This is a genomic window from Rhodococcus sp. NPDC127593 (assembly GCF_042671975.1).
Taxonomy (GTDB): domain Bacteria; phylum Actinomycetota; class Actinomycetes; order Mycobacteriales; family Mycobacteriaceae; genus Rhodococcus_F.
In genome coordinates this window covers 203,944-219,663 of record NZ_JBHXWI010000009.1, presented here as the reverse complement: position 1 = coordinate 219,663, position 15,720 = coordinate 203,944, and the positions used below count along the sequence as shown (strand labels likewise).

General features: G+C 67.7%; 16 protein-coding genes and 2 pseudogenes. 10 read left to right on the top strand and 8 right to left on the bottom strand.

The window, feature by feature from the left end; all coding sequences use genetic code 11:
• The 4 genes from ACFVJ3_RS11030 to ACFVJ3_RS11015 form a co-directional block, all read left to right on the top strand.
• Positions 1–255: acetyl-CoA carboxylase biotin carboxyl carrier protein subunit (locus tag ACFVJ3_RS11030; protein WP_378452075.1), on the top strand; the 255-nt coding region annotated here is incomplete at its 5' end.
• Positions 256–324: 69 nt separating this feature from the next.
• Positions 325–741 carry a DUF1707 domain-containing protein gene (locus tag ACFVJ3_RS11025; RefSeq protein WP_378452074.1) on the top strand — a complete coding sequence of 139 codons (417 nt, stop codon included), beginning with the start codon at positions 325–327 and terminating at the stop codon, positions 739–741.
• 1 nt (position 742) lies between these two features.
• Positions 743–1,081 carry a hypothetical protein gene (locus ACFVJ3_RS11020; protein ID WP_378452073.1) on the top strand — a complete coding sequence of 113 codons (339 nt, stop codon included), beginning with the start codon at positions 743–745 and terminating at the stop codon, positions 1,079–1,081.
• A 2-nt stretch (positions 1,082–1,083) separates the two neighbouring features.
• Entirely contained in the window at positions 1,084–1,416 is a 333-nt protein-coding gene (locus ACFVJ3_RS11015; RefSeq protein ID WP_378452082.1) for a VanZ family protein, read from the top strand.
• On the opposite strand, the gene ACFVJ3_RS11010 is transcribed toward ACFVJ3_RS11015, so the two are convergent.
• From ACFVJ3_RS11010 to ACFVJ3_RS11000, 3 genes are all read right to left on the bottom strand, one after another.
• Complete coding sequence (locus ACFVJ3_RS11010) at positions 1,380–2,168, bottom strand: tyrosine-protein phosphatase (protein WP_378452072.1); 789 nt, start codon at positions 2,166–2,168, stop codon at positions 1,380–1,382. The genes ACFVJ3_RS11015 and ACFVJ3_RS11010 overlap by 37 nt on opposite strands.
• On the bottom strand, positions 2,165–3,508 hold the full coding sequence (lat, locus tag ACFVJ3_RS11005) for an L-lysine 6-transaminase (RefSeq protein ID WP_378452071.1): 1,344 nt from the start codon (positions 3,506–3,508) through the stop codon (positions 2,165–2,167). The genes ACFVJ3_RS11010 and lat overlap by 4 nt, the downstream gene beginning before the upstream one ends.
• A gap of 65 nt (positions 3,509–3,573) precedes the next feature.
• Entirely contained in the window at positions 3,574–4,038 is a 465-nt protein-coding gene (locus ACFVJ3_RS11000) for an Lrp/AsnC family transcriptional regulator (RefSeq protein ID WP_378452070.1), read from the bottom strand.
• Between the two features lie 30 nt (positions 4,039–4,068).
• On the opposite strand from ACFVJ3_RS11000, the gene ACFVJ3_RS10995 reads away from it, so the two are divergent.
• From ACFVJ3_RS10995 to ACFVJ3_RS10985, 3 genes are read left to right on the top strand one after another with little or no spacing between them, the layout of a single operon-like run.
• On the top strand, positions 4,069–4,629 hold the full coding sequence (locus ACFVJ3_RS10995; protein WP_378452069.1) for a 2-oxoadipate dioxygenase/decarboxylase family protein: 561 nt from the start codon (positions 4,069–4,071) through the stop codon (positions 4,627–4,629).
• Positions 4,626–6,143: an aldehyde dehydrogenase family protein gene (locus ACFVJ3_RS10990; protein WP_378452068.1), complete on the top strand. Its 1,518-nt coding sequence runs from the start codon at positions 4,626–4,628 to the stop codon at positions 6,141–6,143. Before ACFVJ3_RS10995 ends, ACFVJ3_RS10990 begins: the two co-directional genes overlap by 4 nt.
• A 30-nt stretch (positions 6,144–6,173) precedes the next feature.
• Complete coding sequence (locus tag ACFVJ3_RS10985) at positions 6,174–7,178, top strand: acyl-CoA dehydrogenase family protein (protein WP_378452067.1); 1,005 nt, start codon at positions 6,174–6,176, stop codon at positions 7,176–7,178.
• Here ACFVJ3_RS10985 and ACFVJ3_RS10980 read toward each other — a convergent pair.
• Positions 7,175–7,711, bottom strand: coding sequence for a LiaF domain-containing protein (locus ACFVJ3_RS10980; RefSeq protein ID WP_378452066.1), 537 nt, complete (start codon positions 7,709–7,711; stop codon positions 7,175–7,177). The two genes, ACFVJ3_RS10985 and ACFVJ3_RS10980, sit on opposite strands and share 4 nt — an antisense overlap.
• A gap of 95 nt (positions 7,712–7,806) precedes the next feature.
• Between ACFVJ3_RS10980 and ACFVJ3_RS10975 the strand changes: the two genes are divergently transcribed.
• The gene (locus tag ACFVJ3_RS10975; RefSeq protein ID WP_378452065.1) at positions 7,807–7,953 is read left to right on the top strand and encodes a hypothetical protein; all 147 of its coding nucleotides are present in this window, start codon (positions 7,807–7,809) and stop codon (positions 7,951–7,953) included.
• 25 nt (positions 7,954–7,978) lie between these two features.
• Here ACFVJ3_RS10975 and ACFVJ3_RS10970 read toward each other — a convergent pair.
• Positions 7,979–9,173: pseudogene (locus ACFVJ3_RS10970) on the bottom strand (RNA-guided endonuclease InsQ/TnpB family protein).
• Between the two features lie 35 nt (positions 9,174–9,208).
• Between ACFVJ3_RS10970 and tnpA the strand changes: the two are divergent.
• Positions 9,209–9,724 carry an IS200/IS605 family transposase gene (gene tnpA, locus ACFVJ3_RS10965; RefSeq protein ID WP_378452064.1) on the top strand — a complete coding sequence of 172 codons (516 nt, stop codon included), beginning with the start codon at positions 9,209–9,211 and terminating at the stop codon, positions 9,722–9,724.
• 41 nt (positions 9,725–9,765) lie between these two features.
• Here tnpA and ACFVJ3_RS10960 read toward each other — a convergent pair whose 3' ends face one another.
• The 3 genes and pseudogenes from ACFVJ3_RS10960 to ACFVJ3_RS10950 form a co-directional block, all read right to left on the bottom strand.
• A complete protein-coding gene (locus tag ACFVJ3_RS10960) occupies positions 9,766–10,308 on the bottom strand; it encodes a DUF222 domain-containing protein (RefSeq protein WP_378452063.1) in 543 nt (180 codons plus the stop codon).
• An 8-nt stretch (positions 10,309–10,316) separates the two neighbouring features.
• Positions 10,317–10,625: a DUF222 domain-containing protein gene (locus ACFVJ3_RS10955; protein WP_378452062.1), complete on the bottom strand. Its 309-nt coding sequence runs from the start codon at positions 10,623–10,625 to the stop codon at positions 10,317–10,319.
• 95 nt (positions 10,626–10,720) lie between these two features.
• Positions 10,721–10,963: pseudogene (locus ACFVJ3_RS10950) on the bottom strand (DUF222 domain-containing protein); the annotation flags it as partial.
• Positions 10,964–11,210: 247 nt separating this feature from the next.
• Between ACFVJ3_RS10950 and ACFVJ3_RS10945 the strand changes: the two are divergent.
• Entirely contained in the window at positions 11,211–15,719 is a 4,509-nt protein-coding gene (locus tag ACFVJ3_RS10945) for an ATP-dependent helicase (protein ID WP_378452081.1), read from the top strand.
• The last annotated feature ends 1 nt before the right edge of the window (position 15,720 follow it).

Here is a 15,720-nt window from a genome sequence, read left to right as displayed (position 1 = left end):
AAGGCCCGCACCCGCGGCGGCGCCGCCGGCGGCGCCGCCTCCGGTGACGCCGTCACCGCCCCCATGCAGGGCACCGTCGTCAAGGTCGCCGTCGAGGAAGGCCAGGAAGTCGCCGAAGGCGACCTCATCGCCGTCCTCGAGGCCATGAAGATGGAAAACCCCGTCAACGCCCACAAGGCCGGCACCGTCACCGGCCTGTCCGTCGAACCCGGCGCCGCCATCACCCAGGGCACCGTCCTCGCCGAACTGAAATAGGCACCTGCACCACTCGTGAGTCCTTCTCGGCCCCCGGGGGCCGAGAAGGACTCACAGTAGTCTGTACGCATGTCTGACGTTCCCGAGATCCGTGTCGGCACTGCCGAACGCGAGCAGGCCCTGAACTTGTTGAGCGAACATTTTGCGGCGGGCCGTTTGACGGTCCCCGAGTTCGACGAGCGCAGTCTCGCGGTCACGAATGCCATCACCCGCGGCGAGCTCGATCGAGTGTTCACCGACCTCCCCGCGACCACGGTCGGCACGCCTGCCAAGGCCGAATCGACCGGCACCGACAACGACCAGAACTGGCGTCGCATCGTGATGTCGGTGATCCCGCTCGTCGCCCTCGTGCTGTTCTTCGTCGTCCCGGTCGACAACAGCTGGCTGTTCTTCCTGATGATCCCCGCCGCCGGCGCCATCCTGTTCGGCACCCGCGACGACCGCCACGGTCGAGATCGCCGCCGCGACCGGGACCGGGACCGCTGACGTGGAACCGGTCGAGGTCAATGCGGGTGGCTGGTACCTGCGCGCGCTGCGCGCCGACGAGCGGGTCGACGATCGTCCGGCGCTCGCGGACGGTGGAATCGCCGAACCCGAGTACGTCGCCCGCCGCACGGCGCAGTGGCTGAGCGACGAGCATTATTCGTGGGCGATCTGCCAGCCCAACACCGGCGAACTGCTCGCCGAGGTGGGGCTCACCCCGTCCGGGGACTCCGCGACCCTCACCGGCTGGGCGCGGACCGGCCACGAGGACGCGCTCGCGAGCGGATCGGATGCGGTGCAACGGTTTGCGGAGGGCGCACTGGGGTTCACGGTCCAGCGGTGAGTATGCGATCCGTTCCGGTGGCGGCCCTCACCGTGCTGGCACTGGTCATGCTGCTGTCCCCTGCGTCCGCGACGCCGTCGGGTCCCGAGCATGCCGACAAGGTGGTGCACGCCCTGCTGTTCGCGGCGCTGGCGGCAGCCTCCCGGTATGCGCTCCTGACGCCACGGATCACCGTGCTCTGGCTCGCTGCGTTCGCGGTGATCACCGAGATACTGCAGGGCGTGCTGCCGATCGGCCGGCACGGATCGGTGTGGGATCTCTGCGCCGACATGGTCGGTGTGGCGATCGGCTTGTCCGCTCAGTCCGCGATCATCCGCTCCCGCAGCAGAGTCTGAACCCCGACGTCGAGGCCGAGTCCGTCGGAGAAATACCGCTCGACGGTCCCGTACTGCTCGCGCATCACAGCCAGGGACACCTCCAGGTACTGCTCACGGACTCCGAGCACGGGCTCGAGCAACGCCGGATCTCCACCCGCGTCGACGAATTTCTCGAACACGCTCGCGAACGACGGAAGCAGGAGTTCGTTGGTCAGCAGGTAGTCGTGGAACACGTCTTCCTCACTGACTCCGAGGAGCAGCAGCACCGCCGCCGTGGCCCATCCCGTCCGGTCCTTGCCGGTGGTGCAGTGCACGAGGGCAGGAGTGTTGCCGTTCGAGGCCAGGCCGCCGAACAACTCCCGGTACGAGGAGACCGCGCTCGGCATCTCGACGAAGTCGCGGTAGCTGCCCTCGAAGTATTCGATCGCGCGTCCGCCGCCGAGTTCCCGTTCGGCGATCATCGGATCGGCGATCACCTGGAGCATCTGCGCGGGGATAGACCGGATCCCCTTGTCGGCGAGCACGTCCAACGCGACCGCGCGGGCCCCGTCCGGGAGTTTGTCGGGTGCCGCGTCACGCTCGTCCGCGGTGCGCAGGTCGTACACCGTCCGGATCCCGAGGCCGTCGAGCAGCGGCATGTCCGTGTCCGCGACCCGGCTGAGATCGGTCGAACGGAAGTACACACCGGTGCGCACTTTCGCGCCGTCCCGGGTTCGGTAGCCACCGACGTCTCGCAGATTGGGCACGGACGTGAGCGGTATCGGCGTCATGCGTCGACGGTACCGCCCAGCACTCGGGCCAGTGCATCCACGGCGGCGTCGAGTTCGGCGGTCGTCACCGTCAGAGGTGGGCGGAACCTGATCCCGCGCTTGCCGGTCGGCAGGATCAGCACCCGCTCCCGGTCCCTGAGGTCCGCGACGACGCGGTCCCGGCGCTGCGGGGTAGGGAGCGTGATCGCGCACATGAGGCCACGCCCCCGTGGCTCGGTCACCTCGGCGTTCGCGCGTGCGAGTTCCCGCAGTCGTTCGAGGAGATGCGCCCCGGTCATCCGGGCTCGGTCGACGAGCCTGTCCTCCTCGACGATCTCGAGGATCCGGCGGGACCGCACCATGTCGGTGAGGTTGCCACCCCAGGTGGAGTTGATCCGCGAGCTGACGGTAAACACGTTGTCGGGGATGTCGTCCACCCGGCCGCCGGCCATGATCCCGCAGACCTGCGTTTTCTTGCCGAACGCGACGACGTCCGGGTGCACTCCCAATTGCTGGTACGCCCAGGCGGTGCCGGTGAGACCGCAGCCGGTCTGCACCTCGTCGAGAATGAAGAGGGCGTCGTTGTCACGGCAGAGCGCCTCCATCGCCTGGAAGAACTCCGGGCGGAAGTGGTGGTCGCCGCCCTCACCCTGGATGGGTTCGGCGATGAAACACGCCACGTCCGAGGGGTTCTCGGCGAACACACGCCGCGCCTGGTCCAGTGCGTGGCGCTCGGCGTATTCGACGTCCCGCCCGTCTGCGAGGTACGGGGAGTCGATGCGCGGCCAGTCGAACTTGGGGTACCGCGCCACCTTGCCGGGCTCGGTGTTGGTGAGCGACATGGTGTATCCACTGCGCCCGTGGAACGCCTCGGTCAGATGCAGGACCTTCGTGCCGAGCGCCGGGTCGAGGCCGCGGCTCTCATTGAGCCTGCTCTTCCAGTCGAACGCCACCTTCAGAGCGTTCTCGACGGCGAGTGCGCCACCGTCGATGAAGAAGAGATGCGGCAGTGCGGGATCCCCCAGCACCCGGGCGAACGTCTCGACGAACCGCGCCATCGGGACGGTGTAGATATCGGAGTTGCTCGGTTTGTTGATCGCCGCCGCCGCCAGTTCCCGACGAAAGGCGTCGTCGTCCGCCAGTTCCGGGTGGTTCATCCCGAGCGCCGACGAGGCGAAGAATCCGAACATGTCCAGGTAGCTGGTGCCGTCCCGCTGGTCGACGAGATGCGTACCGCGTGAGCGCTCCAGGTCGAGCACAAGGTCGAAACCGTCGACCAGAATGCGCTCGCGCAGCACGTCGTGCACCTGGCTCGCCGGCAGCTCGCCCCCATCTCCGGTAAATCGAATCGCTGTGCTCATACCGAGAGATTACGTCAAAATTCCTGTGAACCGGCGACGATTCGGCAACATATCCGGAACAGGGCTCACTTGTCGTAAAATGTTTGCAAGATGATCGTGCTGCGCGTGTGTACGTTGGCGGTGGCACGAATCTCCTGCAGCAGGTGTTCCAGCTCCCGTGGGGACGCGACGCGCACCAGCAGCACGTAGCTCTCCTCCCCCGCGACCGAGTGACACGCTTCGATCGCGGGGAGGTTCCGCAACAGAGCAGGTGCATCGTCGGGCTGCGACGGATCGAGAGGGGTGATCGCGACGAATGCGGACAGACCGTGCCCGAGCGCATCCGGATCGATCTTCGCGGTGTACCCGCGGATCACTTTGCGGGCCTCGAGCCTGCGCACCCTGGACTGCACGGCAGAGATCGACAGCCCCGCTTTCTCGGCGAGTGTCGCCAGAGTCGCCCGGCCGTCGGCCACCAGCTCCTGCATCAGTACCCGATCGATGTCGTCGAGAGGAGTATGGGGTGCGTCGCTACGAAAAGATTCCACCACCAGCGCAGGCTAGCCCAGCGGAGGTGCATCATGGTTGAAACGTGGGAGCTCCGCACCCGCTTTGCCCGGGCGCTGGCAGCGTCGTACGGCAGGGAGGTGCCCGCCTACGCGACGCTGGTCGACGTGGCCGGTGCGGTCGACGCGGACTTCGCGGCACGATACTCGGCCGACGCCGAACTCGAACGTATCTCACCCGCCGCCGCCGACATCGGTGGGCGCACGAGCGTCCGCGTCCTCCATCTGGCGCCGCGGGTCTTCGACATCGACGACCTGCGCCGGCGTTCGGCGCGGCGGGGCCTCACGATGATCGACCGCACCCAGGGACCACCCGCATGGAGTGGCCCGGACGTACTTCTGCGGCGGGCAGTTCCTCGCCGTCGGCGAACCACGCGGAGTCGCCGTTGCGGAGTGCTCTCGGGCGAGGAACACGTCGCGGAGCCCATTTTCTACGAGGACTTCCTCCCAGCGGCGGTCGGTGCCGGCCCCGACCGCCTACCGTGGCTCGCCGAGACACTCGGCCGGCCCGTGCACGACCCGTTCACGCTCGACCGACAGCAGCAGGATCGAACCCGAGAGAGGACAGCATCGTGAACCTTCCCGCCCCCGAGGAGTTGTGCCGACGCGCCGAGGAAGCACTGATCAGGTGCGGCGCCGAGATCACCGACGCCGGTGGACCGCTCGTCGCGCGCACACCGATCACCGGAACCGAACTGCGCACGGTGACCGCGAGCAGCGCGGACGACGTGGACCGGGCGATCACCGCGGCGCACGAGGCCTTTCTCGAGTGGCGTACCGTCCCAGCCCCCCAGCGCGGCGCCGTGGTGCGCCGCCTGGGTCAGCTTCTGACCGAACACAAGACGGATCTGGCGGAACTGGTCACCCTCGAGGCGGGCAAGATTCCGTCCGAGGCGCAGGGCGAAGTGCAGGAGATGATCGACATCTGCGAGTTCGCGGTCGGTCTGTCACGCCAGTTGTACGGCAGGACGATGGCGTCGGAACGGCCGGGACACCGGCTGATGGAGACGTGGCACCCACTGGGAGTTGTCGGGGTGATCTCGGCGTTCAACTTCCCCGTGGCCGTGTGGTCGTGGAACACCGCCGTCGCGCTGGTCTGCGGCGACACGGTGGTGTGGAAGCCGTCGGACCGGACTCCGCTCACCGCAATCGCCTGTGATGCACTGCTGGCGCGCGCTGCCCGCGACGTCGGTGCACCAGCCGGGATCCACGCCCTGGTCCAGGGCGCGGGGGACGTCGGTGAGCGTCTCGTCGACGACGCACGCGTCGCTCTGGTCAGCGCCACCGGGTCCGTGCGGATGGGTCGCGCCGTAGGTCCGCGCGTCGCCGCGCGCTTCGGCAAATGCCTGCTCGAGTTGGGCGGCAACAACGCAGCGGTGGTGGCCCCGTCCGCCGATCTCGATCTGGCCGTGCGGGGAATCGTCTTCTCCGCCGCGGGCACCGCAGGCCAGCGCTGCACGTCCCTGCGGCGGCTGATAGTGCACTCGTCCGTCGCCGACGAACTGGTGCAGCGCATCTCTTCGGCGTACGGCCAGTTGAAGGTCGGGAATCCGTTCGACGACGGCGTCCTCGTCGGTCCGTTGGTGAACGGCTCCGCGTTCGAGGCCATGCAGACCGCGTTGGACAAGGCCCGCGCCGACGGCGGGAACGTCGTCTGCGGCGGCGAACGCAGCGGGGGCAGCGACTCCGCCTACTACGTCTCGCCCGCCCTCGTGCGGATGCCCGCGCAGACGTCGGTGGTGCAGGAGGAGACGTTCGCACCGATCCTCTACGTCCTCACCTACGACGACTTCGACCAGGCGATCGCGTTGCACAACGAAGTGCCCCAAGGTCTCTCGTCGTCGATCTTCACCACCGATCAGCGTGAGGCCGAGAGGTTCCTCGCGGCAGACGGTTCCGACTGCGGCATCGCGAACGTCAACATCGGCACGTCGGGGGCGGAGATCGGCGGGGCGTTCGGCGGCGAGAAGGAGACGGGTGGCGGACGCGAGTCCGGATCCGACGCATGGAAGGCCTACATGCGCCGGGCGACGAACACCGTCAACTACTCCGATCGACTCCCGCTCGCGCAGGGGGTGGAGTTCACCTGATCGGCGGCGTCGACCGGCTACTCTCGGGGCGTGAGCAACTGGACCGAGATGGCGCGTGAGATTGCCGAGAACGTGTTGTTCCCGGTAGCCGACAGCGTCGATGCCGACGGCGAGATTCCCGACAGTCACTTCGAGACGCTCGCCGCCGACGGCTTCTACGGACTCGCGGCACCGGGCGAAGAAGGTGTGACGCCGTCGGTGCTGGTCGACGTGATGGAGACGTTGTGCGGCGGCTGCCTCGCGACGGCGTTCACGTGGATGCAGCATCACGGCGTCGTCGCCGGTCTCGCCGGTTCGCCGAACACGGCCCTGCAGGATCGTTACCTCGACGGACTCATCGACGGCACCGTGCGGGCCGGTGTCGCCCTGGCCGGAGCGATTCCCGTCCCGCCCACTCTGTGGGCACGCAGCGTCGATGACGGCTACGTGCTCGACGGGGTGTCACCGTTCGTCACGGGCTGGGGCATCGTCGATCTGCTCCAGGTGTCGGCGCGCGACGAGTTCGACGACTCCATCGTGCACGTCATCATTCCCGCACAACCGCTTCGGGGACTCACCGCCGAGGAACTCCCGCTGATCGCGGCCCGCGGTTCCAACACGGTCAGGTTGAAATTCGACGGGCTCGCCGTGCCACGCGATCTGGTGAGTGCCGTCGTCTCCCCCGAGGATTTCGCAAAGAGCCAGCTGTTCGGGTCGTGGATTAACGGGTGCATGGCGATGGGGATCACCCGCCGGGCGATCAGCGAACTGGAGGCTGTCGGAGTCGACGCCGACCCGTTCGAGGAGCAGGCCGCCCGGGCACGACTCGACCTGAACGCGGCGCTCGAAGGCCGCGCGGAGATCGCCGAAGCACGGGCCCGCGCTTCGGAACTCGCCATCCGCACCGCCGCCGCCCTCGTCACGGCGAAGGGTAGTTCGTCATTGCTTGCCGGGAACACCGCGGAACGCCTCATGCGTGAAGCCACCTTCACGCTCGTCGCAGCGGGACGTCCGGCGATCAAGTCGGCGTTGCTGGAGCGCCTCGGCCGCGACTAGCGGGTGCGGACCCTCAGGTCACCGAACAGCGAGTACGACACGATGCGGATCGTCGGGGCTCCGGGCCCGGGATCCTGTGCACCGGCGTCGAGTTCACGGTCACCGAAGAGGTCGAAACCACCCACCTCGACGTGCACGCCCTCCGGAACGGTGATCGTGCTGTCGCCGAACAGCGTGACGAGCGTGATCGTCGACGTACGGGCGCCGATCACCGCCGACCGGAGGTCGAGCTTCACGTCCCCGAACACGAGCAGGGCCAATGTCTTCACGGCGAGCGACCAGCGGCCGGAACGCTTGGTGTCGCCGAATATTCCGACGATGGTGGACTGAGGTCGCGACACCGGCGCCGTCGGTGCCTCGACGGGAACCAACTGCCCGAGGCGCTCGGCGTCGACGTCGCGTGACCAGACGATCGCGGCCTGCTCCGAATACTCCTCCAGTGTGAGCTTTCCGTCCCCCACCCCCTTCTCGAGCCGGGCTTGTGCAGCCTCCCGGAGTCGGTCGAGTTCGTAGCCGTCCCCTGCAGCAGTCATGGCTCCACCGTAGCTGTCGGTGCCCTCGTCTACTGTCTGACGGCTCCACCCGTGACGCACCGCCCCTTCGACCGAAGCGAGACAACGTGATCAGGATGATCCGCGCAGTTGCTCTGGCGCTACTCGCTGTGGGCGCCTATGTGCTGGTCTCCGAGCACGACCCCGCCACCGTCGAGTTGCCGTCGCCGGCGTTCGTTCCCGCGACAGCGGAATACAACACAGTATCAACTACCCGGTCCTGAAGGACGCGGGTTTGCTGCTCACGTTCTAACTGGCTGTTAGAGGGGTGGCTGCTTTAGGCACGGTTGATTGGGCGGCCCGGTAGTTGTTGTGTCCGAGTGCGGCAATGTTGGCGGCGGCGTTATGGTCCGCGTGGCCGGTCCATCCGCAGCCGCGGCACCGGAACAGTGCTTGACTGTGCCTGTTCGCGGTGTCGCAGTGCCCGCAGTGATGGCACGTTTTACTGGTATTGCGAGGGTTGATCACCTGCACCGGCACCCCTGCCGCGTGCGCCTTATAGGTGATCTGGTCGCGCAGTTGCGCGTATGCCCAGGAGTGCAGTTGTTGCCGTTGTCTGCGTGCGAGCCGTACCCGGTCCCGGATTCCCGACAGGTCTTCTACCGCGATTCCTTGACCGGTGCGTTGTGCTTGGGCAACGATCGTTTTCGAGAGTTGGTGATTAATGTCGGTGGCGTACCGAGTCTCCTTCCTACGCCGCTTCTTCAGTTTCCGTTTCGCGGACTTGGTCCCCACCTTTTGCAGCGCGGACCGCATGGTTCCGTTCTTTTTCCGGCGGGCGGTGACCGCACCACCGGACCACCGGACGTCGAGTTCGGCCGGGTCGTCTGCGGTGGTCACAGCCAGGTTCACGATCCCCAAGTCCACGCCCAGCCACCCGGTGGGGTCGTCGGCGGGGACCAGCTGATCCGGTGCGCCGGTGTCGACGGTTGCATGCAGGTAGAAAGATCCGTCGCGGAAAATCAGATCTGACTCGCCTTTGCGGTCGGCGAGCATTTTCAGCTGCCACGGCGCGCACACGAATCCGACGTTGCGCATCCGGCCCGCGGTCGTCCAGATCGACACCGTCGATCGATCTGCCACGACAAGCACCGATCGTCGAACGGTTGGCCCGCGTCCTGACGGAACACGATCGCCTTACCTGCAACCTTCGCATACCGTTTCGATCCCGGCGTGCCGTAATTCCCGTTAAGCAAGTTCACTTCCGGGTCGCGTACACATCCGCGACTTTCTTGATGACCCGGATCGCCGGTTGCGCCGACAACCCGCACGCTTTGAGCTGGGCATAGACCTGCTTTTGCAGCGCGAACGGGCGTCGATCAGCGGCGGTGTGCGCGAGCTGCGCAACCATGTTCGCCCCCGCATTGCACAACTCTAGTGTCGATTTCAGCGCCACATACTGCTCTGGGGTGGGAGCCAGCTTCACGACAACGATCCGCTTCACACCCTGCGCCTTTCCCTGCGGATACTCTTTGGTCTATGTCACCGAGATGGACGCCCGACCCGGACATACGCCGCGGTCGTAGCGTTGTCTACAACCTACATGCACACTTGGTCTTCGTCACGAAGTATCGTCGCGGTGCGTTCACCGACCCGATGCTGACCCGATGCGGGCAGATCATGGCAGAGGTGTGTGACAAGTTCGGCGCAACGTTGACCGAGTTCAACGGAGAAACCGACCACGTCCACCTATTGATCCACTACCCACCTACCGTGCAAATCTCCACCCTGGTCAATAGCCTCAAGGGCGTCTCCGCTCGTTACCTGCGCCAAGAGTTCCCCGACCACATCCAGAAATACCTGTGGGGCAATCACTTCTGGTCACCGTCCTACTTCGCCGCCTCCGCAGGCGGAGCCCCACTCGCCATCATCGCCGAGTACATCACCAACCAAAAACGACCCGAACCCACGAAAGAAAGCGACCCCGCTACGCGCGATCGCGCAGTACAGAATCAGCTTCCTCCCGGCCCTAAGGGCCAGGCTTCCTCTGATTAATCCGGTGAAGACAGCCCTCGGCTAGGGCACTCTGTCGTCGGCTAGAGCACTCCGTCCTCGGCTCGTACCCGGTCGCGGGATTTCCGGCGAGTGTGAGCGATCAGCTCACTGGCGTGGTGTCGGTGATTGATTCGCGGTTTTCTGTCCGGGTCTATGTGCGATGGTGGAATCCATTCGGTGCGTCCCGCGTACGTGTCACCGGGCGGCGCGCTGGTGGTCGCCCAACCTCCAGGACCGTCGTGGACCTGAGCGTGGCACGCATCGCACGCGAGCGTCAGTGAGTCGATGTCGGTGTGTCCACCCTTGCCCCACTCATGCACGTGGTGCACCGCGCACATGCTGGCCGGGGCCGCGCAGCCCGCTCGTGTGCATCCGCCTTCGGCAGCGATGAGAGCGAGGCGTTGGTCCGCGCTCGCCACTCGTCGGCGCCGTCCCAGATGCAGGGGCCGGCCGTCGTGGTCGAACAGGACGAGCACCGGGTGGGCGCATTCGGCGAGTGTCAGCGCGTCGTCGATAGGAAGGAGTCCGCCGGTGGCCGTGGTGGCCACACCGCCGGCCGCTTTCTCGAGTTGGTCGAGGGTCATGGTGATGATCACCGTGACGGGCAGACCCCGATGCCGGCCCAGGATCCCGGGTCGTCCGGGTTGTTCATGCCGGGGCGAGCCCATTTCGCGAGGATCGGGTCGAGCAGAGCGCGCGCAGTGGGGTCGAGCTCACCGGAGATCTTCGACATCAGTTCGGAATCTTGACGGCCCAACGAAACACCACGCCGTCTCGAGCGATCACGATCGTCACCCAGGTGTCCGTCGGGATCGAGATGAGCGAGTAGCCGGTGGCCGGCATTCTCGACATCTTCGGGCGTACCAGCGCGTGCACACCCCGCCAGGATCGACTCCGCCACTGCGACATCGGCGTTGTCGACCGCATGCGGGAACTTCGCATGATCTTCCGGATGACGCGTGCATGGTCGGCGCCGATCTCGCCATCACGTTGAGCTGCGGCGGTTTCCGGCAGCGCTGCCTCCATCTGCTCGCCCGACGTTGTATGGAAAGGTCCGAGATCACGGGCCGCCATTATCCGAGCAGAGGCGCCCGCCGCCGAAACTCGTAGTACCTCGACCAGGAGCTTGTTCGGGGAGTTGTATCCCAATGCCGCGGGCAAGGAGCGTTCGACGGCCTCGACGACAAGCCTGTGCGACACCGCGCCCGCGCGGCGGAGGGACTTCTCGAGTTGCTGCATCACGTCGATTACGTCGGCGCTCGGCAACCCCGTCACATCTGCCTCGAGAAGCCCGTTGACGGCGGCAGCGAGCGCCGTCAGGTGCGTCTTCACTTCGCTCATAGCCCCACCCCCGCCCTTCGTCCGATCCCCCGATCGAACTTGTGTGCGAATCATACTGCGCCCCACCGACACGTTCGACGAACCGGATTGGGGACCCCTCGGTCTGTTCCCGCTGCCTGTCACACCCCCGGTGCACTATGGAACGGTGACCGACGTCCTGGGCAGGTTCTCCGCTGCCACCCGCGAGTGGTTCGTCGGCGCCTTCCCGGCGCCGACGGCCGCGCAGCTCGGTGCGTGGGAGTCGATCGCCAGCCGCGCGCACACGCTCGTCGTCGCCCCGACCGGTTCCGGTAAGACGCTGTCCGCGTTCCTGTGGTCCCTCGACCAACTCGCCGCCACCGACGGCAAGGACCGCAAGACAAGGGTCCTCTACATCTCCCCGCTCAAGGCCCTGGGCGTCGACGTCGAACGCAACCTGCGCGCCCCGCTCGTCGGGATCACGCAGACGGCCAAGCGGCTCGGGCTCACGCCGCCGGAGATCTCGGTGGGCGTCCGCTCCGGCGACACACCCGCAGGCGACCGGCGCGCCCTGATCAAGAATCCGCCCGACATCCTCATCACCACCCCGGAGTCGCTGTTCCTCATGCTTACGTCCGCCGCGCGCGAGACGCTGACTCAGGTCGACACCGTCATCGTCGACGAGGTGCACGCGGTGGCCGGCACCAAGCGTGGCGCCCATCTGGCGCTGTCCCTCGAGCGCCTCGACCGGCTTCTCGCCACCCCGGCGCAGCGCATCGGGCTGTCGGCGACGGTGCGGCCGCACGAGGAGGTGGGCCGGTTCCTGTCCGGTTCGGCGCCCATCCGGATCGTCGCACCGCCGTCGCCGAAGACGTTCGACCTCACCGTGCAGGTACCGGTCGAAGACATGACCGAACTCGGTCTCGCCGAACCCGCCGAGGGGTCGGCGTCGGCGACCCCGCAGGCGGGATCGATCTGGCCGCACGTCGAGGAACAGATCGTCGACCTCGTCCTGGCGCACCGGTCGTCCATCGTGTTCGCCAACTCGCGGCGCCTCGCCGAGCGCCTGACAGCCCGACTCAACGAGATCTACGCCGAACGCGCCGGGACGGCCGTCGACAAGAACCCGAAACCGGCCTCACAGATCGGCACGCCGTCCGAGGTCAATTTCGGCGCGGACCCCCTGCTCGCCCGCGCCCACCACGGGTCGGTCAGCAAGGACCAGCGGGCCCTGATCGAGGACGACCTCAAGTCCGGGCGACTGCGGTGCGTGGTCGCGACGAGCAGCCTCGAACTCGGAATCGACATGGGCGCCGTCGACCTGGTGATCCAGGTCGAGGCACCACCGTCGGTGGCGAACGGCCTGCAGCGGGTCGGTCGCGCCGGACACCAGGTCGGGGAGATCTCCCGGGGTGTCGTGTTCCCGAAGCACCGCACCGACCTCGTGCACTGCGCCGTCACCGTCGAGCGCATGGTCACCGGCAAGATCGAGGCACTCGCCGTCCCCGCGAACCCGCTCGACATCCTCGCCCAGCACACGGTGGCCGCCACCGCCCTCGAGCCGCTCGACGTGGACGACTGGTTCGAGACGGTCCGGCGCAGCGGTTCCTTCGCGACGCTTCCGCGCTCGGCGTACGAGTCCACCCTCGACCTTCTCGCGGGCCTCTACCCGTCCGACGAATTCGCCGAGCTCAGACCCCGCCTCGTCTGGGACCGCGAGGCCAACACGCTCACCGGACGCCCCGGCGCGCAGCGGCTGGCGGTCACCTCGGGCGGCGCCATCCCCGACCGCGGTCTGTTCACGGTCTACATGGTCGGCGAGAAGGCGTCCCGCGTCGGCGAACTCGACGAGGAGATGGTGTACGAATCGCGGGTCGGCGACGTCTTCGCGCTCGGGGCCACCAGTTGGCGGATCGAGGAAATCACGTTCGACCGGGTGCTGGTCAGCCCCGCCTACGGGCAGCCGGGGCGGCTGCCGTTCTGGCACGGTGACGGTCTGGGCCGGCCGGCGGAACTGGGCGAGGCGCTGGGGCAGTTCCTGCGGGAGATCTCACTCGGGCACGAGACAGAGGTGCAGGAACGCTGCCGGACCGGCGGGCTGGATGAGAACGCGACGAACAATCTCGTTCAGCTCGTCGCCGAGCAGAAGACCGCCACCGGACAGGTCCCCACCGACCGCACCCTGGTGGTCGAACGGTTCCGTGACGAGCTCGGCGACTGGCGTCTGATCCTGCATTCGCCGTACGGCCAGCGCGTTCACGCTCCGTGGGCGTTGGCTGTGAGTGCTCGGCTGAGCGAGCGGTACGGCCTCGACTCGAATGCCACAGCATCCGACGACGGCATCATCGTGCGTCTTCCCGACACCGAGGACACCCCGCCCGGCGCCGACCTCTTCGCCTTCGACACCGACGAGATCGAGGACATCGTCACCGAACAGGTCGGCGGTTCGGCGCTGTTCGCGTCCCGGTTTCGTGAGTGCGCTGCCCGGGCGCTGCTGCTGCCGCGCCGCACACCGGGAAAGCGCGCACCGCTCTGGCAGCAGCGGCAGCGGTCCGCCCAGCTGCTCGACGTGGCCCGCAAGTATCCGACGTTCCCGATCCTGCTCGAGACCGTCCGCGAGTGCCTGCAGGACGTGTACGACCTTCCGGCCCTGAAGGACCTGCTTCGCCGGCTCGCGCGCCGCCAGATCCGCATCGTCGAGGTGGAGACGCAGTCGCCGTCACCGTTCGCCGGCGCCCTGCTGTTCAACTACGTCGGCGAGTTCATGTACGAGGGCGACAGCCCGCTCGCCGAACGCCGGGCGGCGGCGCTGTCCCTGGACTCGACCCTGCTGGCGGAATTGCTCGGCCGGGTGGAACTGCGCGAACTGCTCGACGCCGACGTGATCGCCCACGCCGAACTCGAACTCCAGCGCCTGCTTCCCGACCGCGAGGCGAAGGATCTCGAAGGCGTCGCCGACCTGCTGCGCCTGCTGGGGCCGCTTACCACGGACGAGGTCGCCGCGCGGTCGGCCAGCGATCCCCTCCCCTGGCTCGACGAACTCGTGCGCGCGAAGCGGGCGCTCGCCGTCTCGTTCGCGGGTCACGAATGGTGGACGGCCATCGAGGATGCGGCACGCCTGCGCGACGGGCTCGGGGTGCCGCTCCCCATCGGTGTTCCCGCCGCGTTCATCGAACCCGTCGACGATCCGCTGGCCGACCTGATCAGCCGGTACGCCCGCACCCACGGTCCGTTCACGATCACCGACGGCGCCGGCCGTTTCGGCCTCGGCTCCGCGGTGGCCCGCGACGTGCTGCAACGGCTCGGGCAGGGCAAGCGGGTGGTCGAGGGCGAGTTCCGCCCCGGCGCGACGGGCAGCGAATGGTGCGACGCCGAGGTGCTGCGCCGTCTCCGCAGGCGCTCACTGGCCGCGGCGCGTCAGGAGGTCGAACCGGTCGGCACCGCGACGCTCGGCCGCTTCCTCCCGGGCTGGCAGCACGTGGGGGGCACGCTGCGCGGCATCGACGGCGTCGCGATCGTGGTGGAACAGCTTGCCGGTGTCCCGGTTCCCGCCTCGGCACTCGAGTCGCTGATCCTGCCGTCCCGGGTGGCCGACTACTCCCCCGCCATGCTCGACGAACTCACCTCCACCGGCGAGGTGCTGTGGTCGGGCGCGGGCAGCATCTCCGGGAAGGACGGGTGGGTGTGCCTCCACCCCGCCGACACCGCACCGCTCACGCTGACCACGCCCGCGGAATCGGACCTGGCCGATGTCCAGCGCCGGGTGCTCGACACGCTGTCCGGCGGCGGCGCGTACTTCTTCCGGCAACTCGCGGACACCCTCGAGATGACCGACGACACCGCGCTGGCCACCGCATTGTGGGATCTGGTGTGGCTGGGCCACATCGGCAACGACACGCTCGCCCCGGTCCGCGCCCTGCTGTCGGACACGTCCAGGACCACGACGAGCCACCGGTCGCCGCGACGACCCCCGCGTGCCCGCGCGTACCGCAGCCTGACGGTCCCGGTGCGCACTGCACCTCCGACGGTCGGGGGGAGGTGGTCGATCCTCCCCGCCGCCGAATCCGATGCCACGCTGCGTGCCAGCGCCACGGCCGAACTCCTCCTGGAGCGGTACGGGGTGGTGACGCGCGGATCCGTGATGACCGAGAACGTTCCCGGCGGATTCGCACTGATGTACAAGGTGCTGGGCACATTCGAGGACAACGGTCGCTGCCGGCGAGGACATTTCGTCGAGTCGCTCGGTGGTGCACAGTTCTCCACTCCGCCCGTGGTGGACCGACTCCGGAGCTACGCCGACTCGCTCGAGGGCAGGCACACCACCCTGCCCGCCGTGACGCTCGCCGCCAGCGATCCCGCCAACCCGTACGGTGCGGCACTCCCCTGGCCGAAACGCGGCGACGACGCGCCCGCGCACCGTCCCGGACGCAAGGCCGGCGGCCTGGTGGTGCTCGTGGAGGGTGAACTGATCCTGTTCGTCGAACGCGGCGGGCGCACGATCCTGACCTTCACCGACGACCCCGGCGTGCTCCGCACCGCGGCGGTCACGCTCGCCGGTGTGGTCAAGCGCGGCGGGATCGACAAGATCGTGGTCGAGAAGGTCGACGGCGGCACCATCCACGGCAGCGACTTCGCGCCGATCCTGACCGAGGCCGGTTTCTCGCCCACCCCTCGCGGGTTCCGGTTGCGAGCCTGAG